Origin of the sequence: Bacillus sp. BHET2, from assembly GCF_005938125.1 — a bacterium.
Lineage (GTDB): Bacteria > Bacillota > Bacilli > Bacillales > Bacillaceae_B > Rossellomorea.
Map to the genome: position 1 here is coordinate 1,359,403 of NZ_VCQN01000001.1, position 21,233 is coordinate 1,380,635.

At 42.3% G+C, this 21,233-nt stretch carries 21 protein-coding genes and 1 other annotated feature; all 21 genes read right to left on the reverse strand.

The features are described from left to right. Positions 1 to 123: 123 nt before the first annotated feature. The gene (pyrE, locus tag FGG79_RS06950) at positions 124 to 747 is read right to left on the reverse strand and encodes an orotate phosphoribosyltransferase (protein WP_138776988.1); all 624 of its coding nucleotides are present in this window, start codon (positions 745 to 747) and stop codon (positions 124 to 126) included. Continuing rightward, entirely contained in the window at positions 744 to 1,454 is a 711-nt protein-coding gene (gene pyrF / locus FGG79_RS06955; RefSeq protein WP_138776989.1) for an orotidine-5'-phosphate decarboxylase, read from the reverse strand. Before pyrF ends, pyrE begins: the two co-directional genes overlap by 4 nt. After that, complete coding sequence (locus FGG79_RS06960; protein ID WP_138776990.1) at positions 1,426 to 2,367, reverse strand: dihydroorotate dehydrogenase; 942 nt, start codon at positions 2,365 to 2,367, stop codon at positions 1,426 to 1,428. The genes pyrF and FGG79_RS06960 overlap by 29 nt, the downstream gene beginning before the upstream one ends. Continuing rightward, on the reverse strand, positions 2,364 to 3,137 hold the full coding sequence (locus FGG79_RS06965) for a dihydroorotate dehydrogenase electron transfer subunit (RefSeq protein ID WP_138776991.1): 774 nt from the start codon (positions 3,135 to 3,137) through the stop codon (positions 2,364 to 2,366). The genes FGG79_RS06960 and FGG79_RS06965 overlap by 4 nt, the downstream gene beginning before the upstream one ends. Then, positions 3,134 to 6,346 (reverse strand): carbamoyl-phosphate synthase large subunit, encoded by a 3,213-nt coding sequence (gene carB / locus FGG79_RS06970; RefSeq protein ID WP_138776992.1) that lies wholly within the window; start codon positions 6,344 to 6,346, stop codon positions 3,134 to 3,136. The genes FGG79_RS06965 and carB overlap by 4 nt, the downstream gene beginning before the upstream one ends. Next, positions 6,339 to 7,430, reverse strand: coding sequence for a carbamoyl phosphate synthase small subunit (locus FGG79_RS06975; protein WP_138776993.1), 1,092 nt, complete (start codon positions 7,428 to 7,430; stop codon positions 6,339 to 6,341). The genes carB and FGG79_RS06975 overlap by 8 nt, the downstream gene beginning before the upstream one ends. Further along, positions 7,427 to 8,713 (reverse strand): dihydroorotase, encoded by a 1,287-nt coding sequence (locus FGG79_RS06980; RefSeq protein WP_138776994.1) that lies wholly within the window; start codon positions 8,711 to 8,713, stop codon positions 7,427 to 7,429. The genes FGG79_RS06975 and FGG79_RS06980 overlap by 4 nt, the downstream gene beginning before the upstream one ends. Positions 8,714 to 8,728: 15 nt before the next feature. Further along, a complete protein-coding gene (locus FGG79_RS06985) occupies positions 8,729 to 9,607 on the reverse strand; it encodes an aspartate carbamoyltransferase catalytic subunit (RefSeq protein ID WP_138777648.1) in 879 nt (292 codons plus the stop codon). A gap of 166 nt (positions 9,608 to 9,773) precedes the next feature. Continuing rightward, a complete protein-coding gene (locus FGG79_RS06990; protein ID WP_138776995.1) occupies positions 9,774 to 11,105 on the reverse strand; it encodes a uracil-xanthine permease family protein in 1,332 nt (443 codons plus the stop codon). 149 nt (positions 11,106 to 11,254) lie between these two features. Continuing rightward, a complete protein-coding gene (gene pyrR / locus FGG79_RS06995; protein WP_138776996.1) occupies positions 11,255 to 11,800 on the reverse strand; it encodes a bifunctional pyr operon transcriptional regulator/uracil phosphoribosyltransferase PyrR in 546 nt (181 codons plus the stop codon). 193 nt (positions 11,801 to 11,993) lie between these two features. Beyond that, positions 11,994 to 12,905 carry an RluA family pseudouridine synthase gene (locus tag FGG79_RS07000; RefSeq protein WP_138776997.1) on the reverse strand — a complete coding sequence of 304 codons (912 nt, stop codon included), beginning with the start codon at positions 12,903 to 12,905 and terminating at the stop codon, positions 11,994 to 11,996. Beyond that, the gene (lspA, locus tag FGG79_RS07005; protein ID WP_138776998.1) at positions 12,853 to 13,371 is read right to left on the reverse strand and encodes a signal peptidase II; all 519 of its coding nucleotides are present in this window, start codon (positions 13,369 to 13,371) and stop codon (positions 12,853 to 12,855) included. The genes FGG79_RS07000 and lspA overlap by 53 nt, the downstream gene beginning before the upstream one ends. 108 nt (positions 13,372 to 13,479) lie before the next feature. Next, complete coding sequence (locus FGG79_RS07010; RefSeq protein WP_138776999.1) at positions 13,480 to 13,761, reverse strand: hypothetical protein; 282 nt, start codon at positions 13,759 to 13,761, stop codon at positions 13,480 to 13,482. Between the two features lie 137 nt (positions 13,762 to 13,898). Beyond that, positions 13,899 to 16,670: an isoleucine--tRNA ligase gene (gene ileS / locus FGG79_RS07015; protein ID WP_138777000.1), complete on the reverse strand. Its 2,772-nt coding sequence runs from the start codon at positions 16,668 to 16,670 to the stop codon at positions 13,899 to 13,901. 106 nt (positions 16,671 to 16,776) lie between these two features. Beyond that, positions 16,777 to 17,012, reverse strand: a binding site (T-box leader). A 51-nt stretch (positions 17,013 to 17,063) separates the two neighbouring features. Then, the gene (locus tag FGG79_RS07020; RefSeq protein WP_138777001.1) at positions 17,064 to 17,579 is read right to left on the reverse strand and encodes a DivIVA domain-containing protein; all 516 of its coding nucleotides are present in this window, start codon (positions 17,577 to 17,579) and stop codon (positions 17,064 to 17,066) included. A gap of 89 nt (positions 17,580 to 17,668) precedes the next feature. Then, on the reverse strand, positions 17,669 to 18,439 hold the full coding sequence (locus FGG79_RS07025) for a YlmH family RNA-binding protein (protein WP_138777002.1): 771 nt from the start codon (positions 18,437 to 18,439) through the stop codon (positions 17,669 to 17,671). 118 nt (positions 18,440 to 18,557) lie between these two features. Beyond that, entirely contained in the window at positions 18,558 to 18,821 is a 264-nt protein-coding gene (locus FGG79_RS07030) for a YggT family protein (protein ID WP_138777003.1), read from the reverse strand. 8 nt (positions 18,822 to 18,829) lie between these two features. Next, the gene (locus FGG79_RS07035; RefSeq protein WP_138777004.1) at positions 18,830 to 19,276 is read right to left on the reverse strand and encodes a cell division protein SepF; all 447 of its coding nucleotides are present in this window, start codon (positions 19,274 to 19,276) and stop codon (positions 18,830 to 18,832) included. A 16-nt stretch (positions 19,277 to 19,292) separates the two neighbouring features. Next, on the reverse strand, positions 19,293 to 19,967 hold the full coding sequence (locus FGG79_RS07040; RefSeq protein WP_138777005.1) for a YggS family pyridoxal phosphate-dependent enzyme: 675 nt from the start codon (positions 19,965 to 19,967) through the stop codon (positions 19,293 to 19,295). Continuing rightward, entirely contained in the window at positions 19,954 to 20,790 is an 837-nt protein-coding gene (gene pgeF / locus FGG79_RS07045; RefSeq protein WP_138777006.1) for a peptidoglycan editing factor PgeF, read from the reverse strand. The genes FGG79_RS07040 and pgeF overlap by 14 nt, the downstream gene beginning before the upstream one ends. A gap of 51 nt (positions 20,791 to 20,841) precedes the next feature. Beyond that, positions 20,842 to 21,129 (reverse strand): YlmC/YmxH family sporulation protein, encoded by a 288-nt coding sequence (locus tag FGG79_RS07050; protein WP_138777650.1) that lies wholly within the window; start codon positions 21,127 to 21,129, stop codon positions 20,842 to 20,844. Positions 21,130 to 21,233 lie beyond the last annotated feature (104 nt).

The window sequence follows — 21,233 nt, forward strand, 5'->3', positions numbered from 1 at the left end:
CGAAAGATGCATATAGTTGTGGGATGGCAGATAACCGAAAACATGACCTTCCACACGTCCTTTTCCCAGTCTTTTTATACAAAAAAAACAAAAAGCAACTCACTAACGAGTTGCTTCCCCATCTTAACTATCCCAATTCTCCGGATCCTCTCTCCAAAGCTTCAGTTGTTCTAATTCATCTTCACGAATAATTGAATTTTGCAGTGCTACATCCAATAAACTTGAATAATCGGATAAAGCATAGGCTTTGATGTCATTTTCATTCAGCATCCTTTTTCCTTTTTCAAGTTCATATGTAAAGATGGCAACCACTCCCAATACGTCACATCCCGCTTCCCTTAATGCGTTAACTGCTGTTATACAGCTTCCGCCTGTAGAGATAAGATCTTCCACAACGACGACTTTTTGTCCTGGGACGACTTTTCCTTCAATTTGCTTTCCCTTTCCGTGGGCTTTCGCTTTTGAACGAACATAACACATCGGAAGATTTAACTTCTCACTCACCCAAGCGGCATGTGGTATTCCTGCCGTCGCAGTTCCTGCGATAACTTCTACCTCAGGAAGGTGCTGTTGAATCATCTTGGCAAGCCCTGTTGAGATTTCATTCCGTACTGAAGGATAAGACTGTGTTAGTCGATTATCACAATAAATCGGGGACTTTATTCCGGATGACCAGGTAAACGGCTCACTCGGGTTTAAAAATACAGCTTCGATATCTAATAGTCTTTTGGCGATTTCTTGTTTCATTGTTTTCCCTCCCATTCATGTACGATGCGCTCATAAGCCTCCACTGGATTTCCGGCACCTGTAATGCTTCTTCCCACGACAATCAAGGAAGACCCTAATTCTTTTGCCCTTTGAGGAGTAGTGACTCTTTTTTGATCTCCCTTTTGATCTTCTGCTAACCTTATCCCTGGAGTGACACGGATAAAGTCCTCCCCACAGTGTTCTCTTATCTGGGTTGATTCGTGCGGGGAACATACCACTCCATCGAGTCCCGCCTCTTTTGCAAGAGTAGCGTAATGCAAAACAGACTCATTGATGGTCTTAGGTATAAGTTGTTCTCCCTGCATTTGTTCTTCCGTCGTCGACGTCAGCTGTGTAACGGCAATCAGATTTGCACGTGTTTGATTGGCAGATGTGCCAGCATAAAGACCTTCCAGCGCCCTTTCCATCATCACGCTTCCACCTGCAGCATGTACATTTACCAGTTCAAGGTCGAACCCCGCAAGGCCCTTCATGGCACCGTAAACTGTATTGGGTATATCATGGAGCTTGAGATCAAGGAAAATACGATGATTTTTATTTAGAAGCTTCTCTAAGATAACCGGTCCATTTTGAAGGTACAGCTCCATACCTACTTTTACGTTTAATCCCCTTGGAAATTGATCCAAAAAGGTTGATGTCATCTCCCAAGAAGGGAAATCAAGAGCTATAAACGGTTTTTGATTCATGCTTCCCCCAGCTCCTTCCGGTTAAATCAGATATATGGTCCACTCCAAGTTCATCAAGTAAAGTGGGTAATTCGTTTATGATTCGCTGACACACGAAAGGATCAACGAAGTTCGCTGTCCCTACGGCGATGGCACTTGCTCCTGCGTAGAAGTATTCAATTACATCTTCAGCTGATTGGATTCCACCCATCCCGATAATCGGAAGATCCACTTGTTGACTCACTTCATAAATCATCCGGATGGCAACAGGCTTTATGGCCGGTCCGGATAATCCCCCAGTCTTGTTCGCAAGGATCGGCTTTCCTGTCTTCATATCGAGTCTCATCCCGAGGAGTGTATTGATCATCGTCAAGCCATCCGCTCCTCCTGCTTCAACGGCTTTAGCCATTTCAACGATATTGGAAACGTTCGGAGATAGCTTTACATATAGAGGTACCTGTGAGACTTCTTTTACCTTCTGGGTCAACTCCTTAGCCACTTCAGGAATGGTCCCAAAAGCGATTCCACCCGTTTTTACATTTGGGCAGGAGATATTCAGTTCAAGAGCTGTCACGTTTTCTGCTTTAGAGACGACTCTTGCCACTTCAACATAATCCTCAACTTGGGACCCTGCAACATTTGCAATGATCGGTACATCATACTGGGAAAGCCATGGAAGTTCATTTTCCATTACACTTGCTAGCCCAGGATTTTGTAACCCGATCGCGTTTAACATACCTCCATTTGTTTCAGCTACCCGGGGAGTCGGATTTCCAAATCGTGCTTCTTCCGTCGTCGCTTTGATCATGATTGCTCCAAGCTCACTTAGATCATAGAACTGACTATATTCACGACCAAAGCCAAAACATCCTGAAGCTGGCATGACCGGGTTCTTTAAAGACAAGCCTGGTAATTCGATTTGTAATGATTTCATAGTTGCACCACCCCTACTGGAAATACAGGCCCGTCACTGCAAACCTTTACATAACTTGGCCCTTCCGGATCATCCTGTTTGTGACAAACACAGGCGAAACAAGCACCAATCCCACAGCCCATTCGTTCTTCTAATGAGATGAATCCAGGTTTGTCACCCAATTGTGATTCCAGTGCTTTAAGCATCGGTGTCGGACCGCAGGAATAAAACACATCATAGGCAGGCGCTTCCTCACGGATGACATCTGTTACAAAACCCTTCACGCCAAGGGAACCGTCCACTGTGGCAACATACGTTTCACCTAGTTCCCTGAACCTGTTTTCATAAAAGCTTACCGATTCAGTCTGAAAACCGAGGATGTGTTTCACTGTCCAACCGTTTTCTACAAGCTTTTTGGAAAGACCGTAGAGCGGAGGAACTCCTATTCCTCCACCTACTAACAGAGCAGTCCTTCTTCCCTCTTCCACAGGGAACCCATTTCCAAGCGGTCCTAAAACGTCGACAACCTCATTACATTTCACTAAGGAAAGAAGTCTCGTTCCTTTCCCTTCAGCCCGATAGATCAATGCCATGGTAAGATTTTCATGGTCGAAAGAGGCGATTGAAATCGGCCTTCTAAGTAAAGGGTCGATTCCCGCCCCTACTTTCACGTGGACAAATTGGCCAGGTGCCTTTATTTCACCAACTAAATCTCCTCGTAGAACCAGTTCAAAGATGTTTTCAGCTATCCTTTCATGAGAATGCACAACCATCTTTTCGTTTACGATCATTGAAAAACCGCCTCTCTCGATTTCGGTTGTGATCCAAGGGCTTCAGCTGAGAATGTCATGGATTCGATCACTCTCAGGATGGCTTCAGCTGTGTCCAGAGATGTTAGACATGGAATGCCGTTTTCTACTGATTCTCTTCTGATTCTGAATCCATCCCGTGCAGGTTGCTTTCCTTTTGTCAGAGTATTGATGACAAGCTGTGTTTCTCCACTTTGAATGATATCCAATAATGTAGGTCCACTGGAACCGATCTTATCCACTTCACGAACAGCGATATTGGCTTTTGTCAGATGGTCTGCAGTCCCCTTTGTCGCGAGGATCTGATAGCCAATATCGATAAAACGCTGAGCTAAGAGAACTGCTTCGTTCTTGTCTTTATCTGCCACAGTCATGAGTACCGATCCATATTCTTTCATTTGCATTCCTGCTGCAACCATCCCTTTGTAAAGGGCTTTTTCCAGTGTAATATCTTTCCCCATTACTTCGCCTGTTGATTTCATTTCAGGTCCCAAAGTAATGTCCACCCGTCTTAATTTGGCAAAGGAGAATACCGGAACCTTTACATACACACCGTGTTTTTCTGGAATCAATCCTGAATCATATCCTTGATCCTTAAGGGAAATTCCGAGGATGGATTTAGTTGCAATATTCGCCATCGGTACATTTGTGATTTTACTAATAAACGGCACTGTCCGGCTGGAACGCGGATTCACTTCCAGAACAAAGACTTCGCCTTTTGAGATGACATATTGGATATTTAGTAACCCAACAATGTTTAAGCCTTTCGCGAGTCGCGTTGTATAATCGACTATGGTTTGTTTCTGTTCAGGTGTCAGCTGCTGTGGAGGATACACCGCAATTGAATCTCCAGAGTGAACTCCAGCTCGTTCGATATGCTCCATAATACCAGGAACGACAACGTCTACTCCGTCTGAAATGGCATCCACTTCGATTTCTTTCCCGATCAGGTAACGGTCTATTAATACCGGGTGCTGTGGATTGACTTTCACTGCATTATTCATGTAATGAAGAAGTTCCTCTTCCCGGTAAACGATTTCCATCGCTCTTCCACCGAGAACGTATGATGGTCTGACCAGTACCGGATAACCGATGTTTTCTGCGATTTCAAGTGCTCCTTCTACAGAGACTACTGTTTTCCCTTTTGGTTGAGGGATGCCGAGCTCGTTCAGTGTATGTTCGAATTTATCCCGGTTCTCTGCACGGTCCAGATCCTCAAGTGACGTGCCGAGTATCGTTACACCCCTTCTCACTAGCTCATCTGCCAGATTGATAGCGGTTTGACCACCAAATTGAACTACTACACCTTTAGGTTTTTCTAGATCAATGATGTGCATGACATCTTCTACAGTCAGCGGCTCGAAGTATAATTTATCCGAGATACTGAAGTCAGTCGAAACGGTTTCCGGATTGTTGTTCACGATGATCGCTTCATAACCTGCCTCTTTAATGGCCCATACAGAGTGAACCGTGGCGTAATCAAACTCCACGCCCTGCCCAATCCTGATGGGTCCTGATCCAAGGACCATGACACTTTCCCGTTCTGAAACCCTAGATTCATTCTCATCCTCATAGGTTCCGTAGAAGTATGGGGTTTCTGATTCAAACTCTGCTGCACAAGTGTCTACCATCTTATATACAGGAATCAGTTCATTCTCTTTTCTCCAGTAATAAACATCTGCCTCTGAGCTATTCCATAGCTTTGCCACAGTGATATCTGAAAAGCCCATGCGTTTTGCTTTTTGACCTAGTTCAAGATTGAATGAATTTCGGGATAATTCCTTTTCAAACTTTACGATTCTATTCATTTTGTATAAGAAGAAGAGGTCAATTTTGCTCCAATCATGTATGGTCTCAATCTCCACTCCCCTTCTCAGCGCTTCACCGATATAGAAAAGGCGTTCATCTCCGGCTTTGCGGATTCTTTTCTCGATCCACTCGTCTGTCATTTGGTCAGCATCACTTAATTCCATGTGATACGTATTGCTTTCCAGGGAACGAATTGCTTTAAGAAGTGACTCTTCGAATGTTCGGCCAATCGCCATTACTTCACCGGTTGCTTTCATTTGAGTCCCAAGATTACGCTTGGCGGCTTCGAATTTATCAAATGGCCATCTAGGAATTTTGGTCACTACATAATCAAGTGCAGGTTCAAATGATGCATATGTTTTACCCGTTACCGGATTCATCATTTCATCTAGGGTCAGACCAACTGCAATCTTCGCTGCAAGCTTAGCGATAGGGTATCCTGTTGCTTTTGATGCAAGTGCAGACGAACGACTTACCCTTGGATTTACTTCGATGATGTAATATTGAAAGCTGTCAGGGTCCAGGGCAAGCTGAACATTACAGCCTCCTTCAATTCCTAATGCACGGATGATCTTTAAGCTTGTATTCCTCAGCATTTGATATTCACGGTCACTCAAGGTTTGACTTGGTGCCACGACGATTGAATCTCCCGTGTGGATCCCAACCGGATCAATGTTTTCCATATTACATACGACGATGGCGTTATCGGCTGCGTCCCTCATAACCTCATATTCAATCTCTTTAAATCCTGCAATACTTTTCTCCAATAGACATTGGGTTACCGGGCTATATTTTAATCCTGAGGTTACAATTTCGATCAGTTCATCTTCGCTGTGACAGATTCCCCCTCCAGTTCCACCTAACGTATAGGCAGGCCGTACAATGACCGGAAATCCTACTTCTTTCACGAAATGAAAAGCTTCATCCACAGTACGTATGATTTCACTCTGTGGAACCGGCTCTTTCAGTTCATTCATTAGGTTTCTAAATAAGTCGCGGTCTTCTGCTTTCTCTATTGCTGAAAGTTTCGTACCCAGAATTTCTACTCCGCAATCTTCTAAAACCCCCGATTTAGCGAGTTCAACAGCCAAGTTTAATCCCGTTTGACCACCTAAAGTTGGAAGGAGGGCATCCGGACGTTCTTTACGGATGATCCTGCTGACAAATTCCAGTGTCAATGGCTCAATATACACCTTATCTGCCATTTCAGCGTCTGTCATAATTGTTGCCGGATTCGAATTTACAAGAATAACCCTGTATCCTTCTTCTTTTAATGCGATGCATGCTTGAGTTCCGGCATAGTCGAATTCTGCCGCCTGTCCTATGATGATGGGTCCGCTTCCTATAACTAAGATACTTTGGATGTCTGTACGTTTAGGCATGTTGAAGCTCCTTTCTTTTCTCTTCTTTCATAAGTTGTAAGAAATCATCGAATAAGTAATTTGAATCCTCTGGTCCTGGAGATGCTTCCGGATGATACTGAACCGTAAATGCCGGAAAGTCTAAATGTTTCAGTCCTTCTACTGTTCCATCATTGATGGCCATATGTGTTACTTGGATTCTTGAACCTGCCAATGACTTTTCATCGACTGCATAGCCGTGATTTTGAGAAGTCAGGGCGACTTTTCCAGTTTTCAACTCTTTTACTGGATGGTTGCCTCCACGGTGACCAAATTTCATTTTGAAGGAGTCTCCCCCACATGCCAGTGCAAACAATTGATGACCTAAACAAATTCCGAAGAGTGGTATTTCTCCTATTAGGTCTTTAATAGTTTCAATGGCTTCTGGCACATCTTTCGGATCCCCCGGCCCATTGGATAGCATGATTCCGTCAGGCTGCAAACGGCGAATCTCTTCAGCAGAAGTATCGTAAGGAACCACTATCACGTCACAATCACGCTTATTTAACTCCCTCAAGATTCCGTGCTTCATCCCAAAGTCCATTAACACGACACGGTAGCCTCTTCCTGGACTGGCATATGCTGTTTTCGTGGAAACTTGCATGACTTGATCTGTTCGTAATGGTGCATCATGCAATTTCTCAAGCATCGCTTGTGGTTCTAATTCTGCTGAGCAAATGATACCTTTCATTGCCCCATGCTGTCTGATGATTCTTGTTAACTTTCTGGTATCGATTTCTGAAATTCCTGGAATTCCTTTTACTTTTAATAATTCATCCAATGTTGATTCATTTCTCCAGTTTGAAGGAAAGTCTGCCACTTCTTTCACAATGAACCCTTTGATTGCAGGAATGATCGATTCAAAATCGTCACGGTTGATCCCGTAATTCCCTACAAGTGGATAGGTCATGGTGACAAGCTGTCCGCAGTATGATGGATCTGATATAATTTCCTGGTAGCCTGTCATGCTCGTATTGAATACAACTTCACCAATCGTTTCTTCATTTGCTCCAAATCCCTCTCCTACGAAAACTGTTCCATCGTCTAAAATGAGTTGTCTTTTCATTGATTGTTTCCTCCTTCATTCCATACAAGAGATCCCTGATAAAAAGTAGCTGCCGGCCACCCTTTACACTCCCATCCTTTAAATGGGGTGTTTTTACCTTTTGATAAAAATACAGCCGGGTCAATCATTTTTGGTTCATTTAAATCTATGAGAGTGAAGTCAGCATCTCCTCCTACTTCGAGTAGTCCAAACGGAAGATTGAAGGCTGAGCTCGGTTTAATCGTCATCCAGTCAATCAACTGCTTCAATGTAAAGATTCCTTTTTCAACAAAGTGAGTGTAAAGGAGCGGAAATGCTGTTTCCAATCCTACTATGCCGAAAGGTGCAAGTTTCATTCCTTCTGACTTTTCCTCATCTGTATGAGGAGCATGATCGGTGGCGATAAAATCAATCGTTCCATCTAGCAGCCCATCTATTAGCGCTTGTTGGTCCCCTTTACTTCTTAATGGTGGGTTCATTTTGAAATTCGGATCATGTCCTGGTATATCTTCTTCACACAGTATCAGATGATGCGGTGTCACTTCTGCTGTCACATTGATTCCAGCCTTTTTCGCATCCCGGACTACTCTGACAGATTCTTTCGTCGAAATATGGCATACATGATAATGTACGCCAGCCGCTTCTGCCAGAAGCACATCCCTTGCTATATGTACGGCTTCACAAATGGAGGGAATTCCCGGCAGGTCCTGTTCTTTGGAGAACGTCCCTTCATGAACTACCCCTCCGTAAATCAGCGTATTCTCTTCACAATGGGCCACAATAGATGCCTTGATGCTGGCTGCCTTTTTCATCGCTTCAAACATCATGCCCGCTGATTGAACTCCTACTCCATCATCAGTGAAGGCAAATGCCCCCGTTTTCTTTAAGGACGGTAAATCATTGATCGTTCTCCCAATTTGCCTTTCCGTAATGGAGGCATATGGTAAAACCCGGACGCTTGCTGTTTCGGTGATTATCTGGTTAAGAGACTGCAAGGTTTCTACAGAATCAGGTACCGGTCTTGTATTTGGCATCGCTGCTATCGTTGTGAAACCACCCTTGGCAGCGGCTTTCGTTCCCGTTTCAATCGTTTCTTTGTGTTCACCGCCAGGTTCTCTTAAATGGACATGAAGATCAACAAACCCCGGCGAAATCAGTAATCCTTCTGCCTGAAATTCCTGATGTTCATTCCCCATCAAATTCGTTCCCATCTCGATGATTCTCTTATTCTCTACCTTCACATCGACCTGTTTAACTTCACCATTTTTTGTTAGAATTTGTGCATTTCGGATTATCCAATTCATTTCAATTCCTCCTAGTTAGTTAATTTCAAGTGCTCTTTTTAGCACAGCCATTCTAACGTATACTCCATTTTCCATCTGCTTAAAGATTCTTGATTGATCGCATTCCACCAATGAATCTGCCAGTTCGACTCCTCGATTGACCGGTGCTGGATGAAGGATGATGCCGGATTGTTTCATTCTTGCTTTTCGATTCTCCGTTAAGCCAAAGCGTTCATGATATTCTTCTTTCGTCAGGGAGGATGTACTACCGTGGCGCTCATGCTGTATTCGAAGCAGCATGATCACATCAGAATCTGTCATACACTTATCTACTGGCATATATTGATGTCTATCTTGTAAAGGGAACCATTCTCTTGGTCCTGAGAAATTGACTTCTGCACCCAGTTTTGTTAAAGCATCTGCATTGGACCTGGCAACACGGCTATGGGCGATGTCTCCAATAATGGATACCTTCAATCCTTCAAATCCCCCAAACTCCTGACGTATGGTTAGTAGGTCTAACAAGCATTGAGTAGGATGATTCCCACAACCATCACCACCGTTGATCACGCTTATGTTGAGTGTTGCCAATTCATCAAAGTAACGTTCAAGCGAATGGCGTATGACCACAGTTTCAACTCCGATACTTTCTAGTGTTTTCACTGTGTCATATAGGGTTTCCCCTTTTTGAACGCTTGACGTTTGAGCTTCAAATGGAATGACCTCGAGCCCAAGCTTCCTTTCTGCCATTTCAAAACTGCATTTCGTCCGGGTACTTGCCTCGAAGAAAAGATTAGCTACATATTTAGTTGAGCCATCCTTCCACGTTTCCCCCTCTTTAAAACGTTCGGCTGCATCTAAAATTTCTATGATTTCTTCATTTGATAAATCATTCATTGTCAACAAGCTCTTCATCACGGGACAACCCTTTCTTCTCTCAACTTTCAAAAAAAACACCCCGTCATTTTCCTGACAGGGTGTTTTTGAACATGTCAACAGGGACAGTGGGAGAGTCCTCTCCCTACCTGTCTTGTTCAAATTCACCCTTCTTAGACTCTCTGGACCATGTTAAAAGGTGGTTCTATGCAACATCATGCTGTTTTGTATTTTCTTCTTCAAATAGGTTATTTTCCCCTTCCGACTCTTCTCTGCCTGGTAACACCAGGTTAAGAAAGACGCCTACGATTGCTGCCAGAGCCATACCAGATAAGGAAACATGTTCGTTCACCTTTACGAAAGCTCCTCCCACTCCGATCACCAGAATGACACTGGAGATGACTAAGTTACGCTTGTTACCCAAATCCACTTTGTTATCAATCAACATCCGCAGTCCGCTTGAGGCGATGATACCGAAAAGCAGGATGGATACACCACCCATGACGGCAGATGGAATCGATCCGATCAATGCGGTTATCTTTCCGACAAATCCGAACATAATAGCGAGGACAGCGGCTCCACCGATGACGAATACACTGAAGACACGGGTTATGGCTAACACGCCGATATTTTCACCATACGTTGTATTAGGAGGTCCCCCAAGGAAGGAAGCAATCACGGTTGCTACTCCGTCTCCAAGAATGGAACGATGAAGGCCTGGCTTTTCAATGAAGTTTCGTCCTACCACTTTACTTAACACCATCTGATCTCCCGTATGCTCTGCTAAAGTGACAAGGGCAACCGGGACCATGATGGAGACAATTTCCCATGAGAAGCTTGGCGTGTAGTCAACAAATGGGACAAAGAAGTCCGGCACCTGTAGGAAAGGCGCCTCGATTACCTGTTGAAAATTCACAAGTCCTGCGAAAACCGCGATGATGTATCCTCCAATAATACCAGCCAATATTGGCACCATTCCGAGAATTCCCTTGAAGTAGATCGAACAGATTACAGTGATCCCTAATGTGGCTAAGGCGACCATAAAGTGTGTATTACTGTAAACCAATTGTTCTGCACCGGGATTTTCATACATGGCCATATTCACAGCCGTTCCTGCCAACCCCAATCCGATGACCATGATCACGGGTCCCACTACTATAGGAGGAAGGATTCGCACGAGCCATTTCAATCCCAGCTTTGATATGAGTAAAGCGACGATTCCGTAAACAATTCCAGCTAGGAAGCTTCCCATCATGGCTGCTTCCGGTCCTCCAAAGCTCTTAGCTGCAAGAATCGGAGCAATGAATGCAAATGATGACCCTAAGTAAGCTGGAATTCTCCCCTTCGTAATTAAAAGATAAGCAAGCGTTCCTAGTCCGCTTGAAACCAAGGCCACCCCAGGGCTCAGCCCTACTAAGAATGGAACTAAAACCGTTGCTCCAAACATGGCGAATAAGTGTTGAATGCTAAGAATTATCCATTTACCTATTTTCGGTACTTCCTCTACATCTAAAACGATTTGCTTATTTTGATTCATATATGTTTCCACCTCTAATACCCAAATTTCCCCATAAAAAAACCCTCTTTGTCCAAAAGAGGGCACAAAGAGGGTACAAGAAGGTCTGGTTGCTACCTTCATTCCCATCCTTTGTCAGCCTCACGGGACCAATCTTAAAAGGACTTCCGTTATTCTTTTTCGTGTATGCTTACTATATCTTCCTGATCAACTTCTGTTAAAGCCACCATGATTTTTTCCGAACCTGATGTCGGGATGTTTTTCCCGACGAAGTCTGCTCGTATCGGAAGCTCTCTATGTCCTCGGTCGACCAGTACGGCAAGTTGAATCTGGCTTGGTCTTCCAAGGTCCATTAAGGCATCCAATCCTGCCCTGACCGTTCTTCCTGTAAATAAGACGTCGTCTACCAAAATGACTTTCTTATTTGTAATATCCACCGGCAGATTCGATCCTTTCACTTCCGGTTCATGATCCTCTGTCTTCTTTGTTAGATCATCCCGGTAAAGTGTGATGTCGATCTCACCTACGGGAATCTCTTCTCCTTCAATGGCGTGAATTCTCTCTGCCAATCGGTTCGCGATGTATATGCCTCTTGTTTTAATACCTACAAGGATACAATCTTCAATTCCTTTGTTCCGTTCGATGATTTCGTGAGCGATCCTTGTCAGAGCTCTTCGAATGGCGGGTTGATCCAGTACTGTTGCTTTCTTTGTCATTTACGCCACCTCGTCTTCTTGTTTTTAATATAAAAAATCCCTCTCACCGTAGAGATGAGAGGGCACAGTTATCGTTATAATCTGATTGCACGCCAAAGAGTTTGGTCGTACTTTGCTCCTTCTCAGCCTCACGGGACCGTATTAAAGGTTACTTATTCGATTAACTACATGATAAGGCTCAAGTCGAAATTTGTCAACGATTATTTTCCAAGTGTGTTACGAGTTTCGTGAACTCCTCTGGCAGCTCTGCATGAAACTCCACGTATTCTTCCGTTCTTGGATGAACAAATCCTAATACTCCCGCATGAAGGGCTTGTCCTTCAATACTCAATGTTTTGCGTGGGCCATACTTCGGATCACCAGCAAGTGGAAAACCGATGTATTTCATATGAACACGGATCTGATGGGTTCTACCAGTCTCCAATTCACACTCAACCAACGTAAAATCCTTATATCGATCCAAGACTTTGAAATGAGTGACCGCTTGTTTGCCGTTATCCACAACAGACATACTTTGACGGTCTTTAGGGTCTCTTCCAATCGGAGCATCAATCGTGCCGTATTCGTGGGGAATCAGACCATGTACGATGGCCGTATATTTTCTTGTTACAGATTTCTCCACCAATTGATTCACCAGATGCTCATGAGCCAAATCATTCTTGGCTACCATCAATAACCCGGATGTATCCTTATCGATCCGGTGGACAATTCCCGGTCGAAGAACTCCATTAATGCCTGATAGATCTTTACAATGATGCATCAACCCATTGACCATTGTGCCTGAATAATGCCCCGGTGCAGGATGAACCACCATCCCTTTCGGTTTATTCACAACGATGACATCCCCATCTTCATAAGCAATGTCAAGATTCAGGTTTTCAGGCTCTACATCCAATTCTTCCGGCTCCGGGATCGAAACCGTGATCACTGCATTCATCGGGCACTTAAAGTTAGGCTTGACCGACTCTTCGTTTACCTTAACATGACCTTCTTTAATCCATTGTTGAACCTGGGAACGGGACCATTCCTTATTCAATTGACTTACGACCTTATCAATTCGTTCTCCCTGGTCTTCCTGCTGTATGTTGTGCTGAATTACTTCCATTTTTGTTCTCCTTCTTTGCTTTTCGTTCGTCTAAATACATGTAAATTAGTAACAACGCCACTCCAATCGTTAAAGCTGCATCTGCAATATTAAAGATTGGGAAATCATAGGAAAAGATGTATGTATTTAAGAAATCAACCACTTCTTTTCTGAAGACACGGTCAATAAAGTTTCCAATCGCTCCACCAAGCATAAAGGCCAAACTTAAGCTAAACAATGAATGCCCTTTTGCATGGACTTGCATATAATACACGATACCTACAATCACTACTAATGTAATAATGTAAAAAAACCACATTTGCCCTTGGAGTATTCCCCATGCTGCACCTTGATTTCGATGAGAAGTGAGATAAAAGACATTGTCAATCATCGTGATACTTTCTCCCTCTGCCATTCGTTTCACAACCAACCATTTTGTTAATTGATCGAGTCCAATCACAACCAAAGCCACTAAATAATAATACACAAAGGTAACCTCCGAACATCGTTAAATGATTACCTTTGCATTTTAGCACAAAAGGGGAAAGAAAGACACTTAAACCGGAGAAGAACGAGGGAATAAGTGTTCAAGGATTTATGAATAAGATGAGATTTTCCCAAACCGCCTCCACTCTAATGCCTCATCGAGAGTCGCACAGGTAGGATTCATCTTCATGAAATCAAATGGGATTTCTTCCCCACTCATCTCACAGAAGCCGTATTGATTATCTCTTACACGCATCAATGCTTGTTTCACTTCTGTAATTTCTTTATCTATATACTGTTGAATTAAAGGATGTTGAGATTCACTAGCCTCTAGCTCTTTCAAGGATGTAATCAGGTCTTCTACAATGGATGTGTATCGGTCATATGTCATCTTGATCCCTCCATTTATAGTATGGAGGAAATGCACGTGAAAATTGTGTTGCAAGATATAGCAATTATGGAATTAGAAAAGTTCACGTATAGAACATGAAAAAGGGTGACCCACTATAGGAGTCACCCTTTTTAACATTATGCTAAGTGAGAATAGCTTTCTTTCACAACAGATGCACAACGTGTGCAAAGCGTCGGATGTTCATTATCCTCGCCTACTGTAGTTGTGACAATCCAGCAGCGATCGCATGTTTCACCTTCAGCTTTTTCAACGACAATATTATTTTCACCGAGGCTTAAAGCATTTTCTGGTGCCTCGTTCACTTCTCCACCGATTTCAAATGCGGAGACTATGAACAATTGCTTTAGATCTTCTTTGATAGAACCGAGTAACGCTCTTGTTTCATCATTTACGTAAAGGGTCACTTTAGCCGTTAACGATTTACCGATCATCTTCTGATTCCGAGCTTCCTCGAGGGCTTTTAATACATCATCTCTTAATTCCAGGAATGCATTCCATTTCTTCTGAAGCTCACCAGCATTTTCCAATTCCTGGACATCAGGCATATCGGTCAGTTGAACACTTTCCCCTTCAACTCCAGGGATATATGCCCATACTTCGTCGGCTGTATGAGAGAGAATTGGAGACATTAGTTTCGTAAGTGCCAATAAACATTCATATAGCACAGTCTGAATTGCCCGGCGCTCGTAATGATCTTCTGACTCAATATAAAGAACGTCTTTCGCAAAGTCCAAGTAGAAAGAGCTTAAATCCAATGTACAGAAGTTATTCACTGCGTGATAGATGCTTGCAAATTCATATTTATCATAAGAATTTTTCACATTCTTCACAAGATCATTTAGCTTCACTAGCATAAATTGATCCACTTCTCTTAATTGATCAAAGGATACAGCATTGGTACTTGGATCAAAATCGGAAAGGTTCCCTAGTAAGAAACGGAAAGTGTTACGGATTTTGCGATACACTTCAGCTACTTGCTTCAGGATTGGATCTGATACCCGGACATCTGCCTGGTAATCAACTGATGCTACCCAAAGACGAAGAATATCTGCACCGAGTTGTTTCATGACTTTTTCAGGAACAACTACATTGCCCAATGATTTACTCATCTTTCTTCCATCACCATCAAGAGCAAAGCCGTGACTTAGTACGCCTTTATAGGGAGCTTTCCCGGTTACAGCTACACCTGTTGTCAAAGAAGAGTTAAACCATCCTCGATATTGATCTGAGCCTTCCAAATACAAATCTGCTGGACGTTTTAAGTCGTCTCTTTCCTCTAGCACTGCCTGATGTGAAGAACCTGAGTCAAACCATACATCCATAATATCCTGTTCTTTGGTGAACTTACCATTTGGACTTCCCTCATGAGTGAATCCTTCCGGTAGCAGATCTTTCGCTTCTTTTTCAAACCAAATATTCGACCCTTGCTCTCGGAAGAGCTTTGATACATGCTCGATTGTTTCATCGGTGATGATCTCTTGGCCATTTTCTGCATAAAACACAGGGATTGGTACACCCCAGGCACGTTGACGTGAAATACACCAGTCACCACGGTCTCTTACCATATTGTAAAGGCGTGTTTCGCCCCATGCAGGTAACCACTTCGTCTCATTTACAGCTTCTAGTAGTACTTTACGGAATTTGTCAATGGACGCAAACCACTGAGCCGTAGCTCTGAAAATTACAGGTTTTTTCGTACGCCAATCATGTGGATATGAATGGGTAATAAAGTTTAGCTTTAATAATGCTCCTGCTTCTTGAAGCTTTTCGGTAATTGGTTTATTCGCTTTGTCATAGAATAAGCCTTCAAATCCTGGAGCCTCAGAAGTCATAACCCCTTTATCGTCTACTGGACATAATACATCCAGTCCGTATTTCTTTCCTACAAGGAAGTCATCCTCACCATGTCCAGGTGCTGTATGAACACAACCTGTACCTGAATCTGTCGTCACATGCTCTCCAAGGACAACAAGTGATTCCCGGTCATATAGTGGGTGTTTCGCTACGATATGCTCAAGTTCAGCACCTTTTACTTTTTTGGAAACCGAATAGTCTTCCCATTCAAGATTTTGAGCTACATCTTCAAGCAATTCTTCTGCAACGACATAGCTATTTTCTTTCACGTTGACAACGACATAGTTCAAATCTCCGTGAACAGCAATTCCAAGATTGGCAGGAATCGTCCAAGGAGTTGTCGTCCAGATCACTAACTGGGTGCCTTCCTGAAGGATCCCCTTTCCTTCTGAAACAGCAAAGCCTACATAGATAGACGGAGATCGCTTATCCTGATACTCGATTTCCGCTTCAGCCAGGGCAGATTCACTAGAAGGTGACCAATAGACCGGCTTTTTCCCTTTGTAGATATAGCCTTTTTTCGCCATATCTCCGAAAACTTTAATCTGTTGCGCTTCATATTCGGGCTTTAATGTGATATAAGGGTTTTCCCAATCACCACGAACTCCAAGTTGTTTGAACTGTGTCCGTTGGTTGTCAACTTGCTCATAAGCATATTCCTCACATAATTTACGGAACTCAGCTGTCGTCATCTCTTTACGTTTCACGCCTTTATTCGTTAACGCTTGCTCGATTGGTAGACCATGTGTATCCCAACCTGGCACATAAGGTGCACGAAATCCACTCATGGATTTATATCGGACAATGAAGTCCTTAAGGATTTTATTTAACGCGTGACCGATATGGATGTTCCCATTCGCATATGGAGGTCCATCATGCAGCACGAACAAAGGACGATCACTCGTTCTTTCCTGTACCTTTTGATAAATATTCATCTCTTCCCATTTCTTCTGTGTATCTGGTTCGCGCTTCGGTAAATTTCCTCTCATCGGAAATTCAGTTTTGGGCATCAGTAATGTATCTTTGTATTCCATGATTTCATCCTCCTAGACGTTTCTCTTTATTGCCAGCTTTTCTAAATCATTCACTTCTTAATCAGACCATTACTCATTGAAATAAAAAAAAGCTTTCTCATCCCTGAAAAGGGACGAGAAAGCTTTTCCCGCGGTACCACCCTCATAAAGATCGCTGCCGATCTTCACTCGTTAAGATTCGTAACGTGAATAAGACGCTATTCATTACTATCCGCAAAGAATTTCATGAATAGGGCTCGAGGGTGATATTCCGCACTTGTGTTCCTTGTCGAGCTCACACCGTCCCCGACTCGCTAGAAAGGATTCATTATAACTACGTACTGTCCCTGTCTTAGCCTTGTAAATGACAATTTAAGATTGTTGTTCAATTATATGAAAGTATTACTCTTTTCGTCAAGACAATGTCTCTTCTTCTTTTAAAGTTTTTAAATCTGTCGCATCCAAATCGAATTCCATTAACTGTTCCCAGTCGTTTGTATCAAGGAGATCAAGCTGAGCTTCAATCAACATTTTAAAACGGGTTCTGAACACTTTTGACTGTTTTTTGAGCTCTTCGATTTCAATGGCAATCTTCCGAGCTTTAGACAACGATTCGTTCACGATTCGATCTGCGTTCTTTTCAGCTTCTCTGATAATTAACTTGGACTCTTTCATAGCATTGCGTTTAACTTCTTCCCCTGCTTCTTGAGCGATGACGATTGACTTGTTTAACGTTTCCTCGATGCTCGTAAAATGACCTAAACGTTCATTCAAAGAGTTTAAACGCTCTTCCGTTTCTTTCTTCTCACGAATAAGGATTTCGTAATCTTTAATAATTTGATCTAAAAATTCGTTAACATCGTCCTCATCATAACCACGAAAGCCACGACTAAATTCCTTATTATGTATGTCTAATGGCGTTAAAGGCATGGGAGCCACCTCCAGTACTTGGTGAATTACATATTTATTATAACTAAAATTTCGACAGCATGTGGGGGAATTCCTTTATTTTTCTTAAATTATTTCAGTATTCCTACAGAAATTCGCCATTTATCTCGTTTTGTTCTTCCTTCAATAGACAATAACTTGCTTCTTCCGTACCCTCTTGCTGAAATTACATCCCCTGCTTCCACTTCAAATGAGGCATTTTCGACGGGTTTCCAGTTAACTTTCACATGATTGCTTTTAATCAAGGTTTGAGCCTTTTGACGGGAATCATTATAAATGGAGGCAAGTACCACATCCAGCCGTAGGGAACTTACGGTTGTGACTTTATCCTGCCATTGTTCATGACTTTCGATTCTTTCTTTAAGATGAAGATCCTTTAACGAAATCTTCGCCTTACCTATCTGTGTGAGTTCCATGCGAACGTATTCTGAAATTTCTTCAGCTAGCAAAAGTTGAATGGTATCGTTCTCGGATATGATATCCCCGAATTTTTCCCTTTTCAAACCTAATGACATAAGAGTCCCTAATACTTGCCTATGTTCTATTGTAACAAACTTGGACGGATACTGTATTTCAAAAAGCCTAATTCCAAAATCTTCTTCCTCGGGCTGGAAATAGGAGGGATACAATAAAGCTCTTTTCCGTTCAGCATTTTCCGGATAAAAGGAAAGGAGGATTTCATCGTTATGTCCAATAATTGATTCAACAATATGTTGCTGTCTCGGATCTAAGAAGTCCGTGCGCTTCGCCGAATATTGGTTTTCTACGTTCAGTTTCCATTCCAATACCGCGTCCACAAACTCTTTCTCGTCCGGTCTGAAGTGTTGATGGATTGAAGACATATGCACACCCCTCTTTGCTTAAAGTATTTGTTCTGACTCTCATTACAAAATAAAAGAACTGAAACTGTTCAATCCGGTTTCAGTTCTTCCATGTTAATCTGGATTACTTCATTCACCATTAAATAAGCCATCTAAACAATTGGTATAAACCATTTTGGGCCAGGTTCAACACAATGAAAGCCACAATTGGTGAAATATCGATCATACCGATCGATGGGACAATACGTCTGAACGGTTCTAAATACGGTTCGCAAATTTTTACCAGGAACTGACCGATCGATGTTTCTCTTGCACTGGGAAACCATGACATCAAAATATAAATGATTAATGCCCAGGAGTAAATTTGAATTAGTTTTGATAAAATTTCATAGAGCAATACCATAATTTACATTACCACCTCGAATCTGATAGATCTTCCTCTTTTAAAAATTCAGAGATATTCCCGCTTACTTCTACATTGTCAGGGGTGCATAGGAAAATATTATCCCCTACCCTCTGAATATCACCGCCGATTGCATAAACCGTCCCGCTAAGGAAATCGACAATCCTCTTTGCTTGGTCATGCTGAATTCGCTGTAAGTTCACAAGGACAGAGCGCCTATTCTTCAAGTGATCTGCAATTTCCTGAGCTTCAGCATATACCCTTGGTTCCACAAGAATCACCTTAGATGACTTTTGAACACTCTGCAGACTCACAACATTTTGTTTAGAACCCGCCACCGATTGTGACTTCATAGGCTTTTTCTCCTCAAATTCTTCTTCATATTGCTCTTCATCATAATCGTATTCATCTTCATCGAGCAAAAAGAATGTTTTAAACTTTGATTTTATGCCCATTTGTATTCATCCCCTTTCAGTCATTTCCAACTAATGCAGTTCCAATACGAATGCACGTAGCCCCTTCTTCAATCGCAATCATATAATCATTGCTCATACCCATGGATAATTCTGTACATGGTGCATGTGAAAGGTGTAGGGAGCATACTTCCTCCTGAATCGTTTTCAACTGGCGAAAACAGGTCCGTAAGAACATTTCATCGTCTGTATGTGGGGCCATCGTCATTAATCCAACGACCCTAATATTGGTGAATTCTTTTATATTCCCAATGAATTCGATCACTTTATCAGGAGATAAACCATGTTTCGATTCTTCTCCAGAAACATTTACCTGTACGAAACAAGCAATGGGCTTGTCAGCTCTTTTGTGAATTTCTTTCGCTAATGACAGACGGTCAAGGGAGTGTATGTACGATACTTTATCTATGATGTTTTTTACTTTTCTCGTTTGTAGAGATCCGATGAAATGCCAGTGAGGCTTGTCCTTCAGTATCTCCCATTTTTCAGCAAGCCCTTCATCCCTGTTTTCACCTAGGTGGTCGAGGCCAGCTTCTAGCGCTTCTTCAGCTCGTTCAGTCGATACATATTTCGTGACTGCAACAACACGTATATCTTCAGAAAATCTACCACTGCGATCACAGGCAGTCTTAATGTTATCTTGGATGATTTTAAAGTTTTCAATTACTTTCATCTTTTTTCTCCTTCCAGCCAATATAACTCATTATTCTCCCTGTCTTCCCACCATCTCTTCTATAGGAGAAGAAATCATCTTGACAGGATGAACAAAAACCAGAAGTGTAAATTTGATTCGTGTTCAGCCCACACTGAACTAATAGACGCTTATTTATTTCCTTTAAGTCCAGCTGGTATTGTCCCTCTTCTATTAAATTATAGGGTAAGTTGTTTTCATCTTCTAGTGTTTTTTTCACTTTATCGATTACATAGTCATCTACAACGTAGCATTCTTTACATATGGATGGTCCGATGACCACCTCTAGTGAAGATACCTGAGACCCATTTCCCCTAAATGATTCGACCATTTTTGGACCTATTTCAAGGACTGTTCCTTTCCATCCAGCATGCGCTAATCCAATCATTCCCGTCATCCTGTCCAGGAAATAAAGGGGGACACAGTCTGCATAACACATGGTTAACAGTATTCTTTCTTCCCGTGTTATAAGGCCGTCAGTATCTTTAATGCTGCTTTCATAATTCTTTGCACCTTTTCCTGCGTCTGTTGTCCCTGGAATGAAAATATTATTTCTATGAGTCTGTTCAGCTGCCACCCAGTTTTCGACAGGCATGTTTAAGCGAGAAGCAAGTAATTGACGGTTATGATTTACTGCCGCTTCTTCATCACCTACATGTAATCCCATATTGAAAGATTCGAATGGTGATACACTAACACCACCCCATCTTGATGTAATCCCAGCGACCAACCCTTGGCTTTCTGTTTGCCATGGATCAATGGAATAATAAGATTCTGTCTCTTTAACAAAAGGTTCTTTGGACACGTTGAATCTCCTTCTTTTTTTAATTAGTGTACCATAGTCCTTTAAGAGCCGTCATGTATCGGGAGATTGTTTCGGCTCCTGTAATTGTCCTTGTATATAATGACTATCTTTATATCTTACAAGAATAACATCTTCGCCAATTTTCACAATGCTGCTCCACGGAATCACAATATCTTCTTCCTTGCCAAAAAAACCCAATATTTTCCCTCCGCTACCAATCACAATTGCATCAATTCTGCCTGTATCCAAGTTAATCTCAATGTCCCCAATATTACCTAATTTTCTTCCGTCTGAAATACTGACGACATCTTTCACCTGAAATTCAGATATGCGTACCATATCAATCGCCCTCGTTTCTTGTTGTTCATATTGTATATAAAAATGGTGATGGTCTATTGACATATCCCTCACCTATTTAACCTGTTTATACTATAAGTGTATGC

Bases quoted from the DNA above. Each gene is read 5' to 3' on its own strand.
- FGG79_RS07035 (WP_138777004.1), bottom strand. From the start codon at position 19,276: ATGGGCATAAAATCAAAGTTTAAAACATTCTTTTTGCTCGATGAAGAT.
- FGG79_RS07010 (WP_138776999.1), bottom strand. From the start codon at position 13,761: ATGACATATGACCGATACACATCCATTGTAGAAGACCTGATTACATCC.
- pyrE (WP_138776988.1), bottom strand. From the start codon at position 747: ATGAAACAAGAAATCGCCAAAAGACTATTAGATATCGAAGCTGTATTT.
- FGG79_RS07020 (WP_138777001.1), bottom strand. From the start codon at position 17,579: ATGCCTTTAACGCCATTAGACATACATAATAAGGAATTTAGTCGTGGC.
- FGG79_RS06965 (WP_138776991.1), bottom strand. From the start codon at position 3,137: ATGATCGTAAACGAAAAGATGGTTGTGCATTCTCATGAAAGGATAGCT.
- pyrR (WP_138776996.1), bottom strand. From the start codon at position 11,800: ATGACAAAGAAAGCAACAGTACTGGATCAACCCGCCATTCGAAGAGCT.
- FGG79_RS07000 (WP_138776997.1), bottom strand. From the start codon at position 12,905: ATGGAAGTAATTCAGCACAACATACAGCAGGAAGACCAGGGAGAACGA.
- FGG79_RS06985 (WP_138777648.1), bottom strand. From the start codon at position 9,607: ATGAAGAGCTTGTTGACAATGAATGATTTATCAAATGAAGAAATCATA.
- FGG79_RS06975 (WP_138776993.1), bottom strand. From the start codon at position 7,430: ATGAAAAGACAACTCATTTTAGACGATGGAACAGTTTTCGTAGGAGAG.
- ileS (WP_138777000.1), bottom strand. From the start codon at position 16,670: ATGGAATACAAAGATACATTACTGATGCCCAAAACTGAATTTCCGATG.
- FGG79_RS06980 (WP_138776994.1), bottom strand. From the start codon at position 8,713: ATGAATTGGATAATCCGAAATGCACAAATTCTAACAAAAAATGGTGAA.
- pyrF (WP_138776989.1), bottom strand. From the start codon at position 1,454: ATGAATCAAAAACCGTTTATAGCTCTTGATTTCCCTTCTTGGGAGATG.
- FGG79_RS07050 (WP_138777650.1), bottom strand. From the start codon at position 21,129: ATGGTACGCATATCTGAATTTCAGGTGAAAGATGTCGTCAGTATTTCA.
- FGG79_RS06990 (WP_138776995.1), bottom strand. From the start codon at position 11,105: ATGAATCAAAATAAGCAAATCGTTTTAGATGTAGAGGAAGTACCGAAA.
- FGG79_RS07030 (WP_138777003.1), bottom strand. From the start codon at position 18,821: ATGGTATTGCTCTATGAAATTTTATCAAAACTAATTCAAATTTACTCC.
- FGG79_RS06960 (WP_138776990.1), bottom strand. From the start codon at position 2,367: ATGAAATCATTACAAATCGAATTACCAGGCTTGTCTTTAAAGAACCCG.
- carB (WP_138776992.1), bottom strand. From the start codon at position 6,346: ATGCCTAAACGTACAGACATCCAAAGTATCTTAGTTATAGGAAGCGGA.
- FGG79_RS07025 (WP_138777002.1), bottom strand. From the start codon at position 18,439: ATGTCTTCAATCCATCAACACTTCAGACCGGACGAGAAAGAGTTTGTG.
- FGG79_RS07040 (WP_138777005.1), bottom strand. From the start codon at position 19,967: ATGAAAGTAATTGAAAACTTTAAAATCATCCAAGATAACATTAAGACT.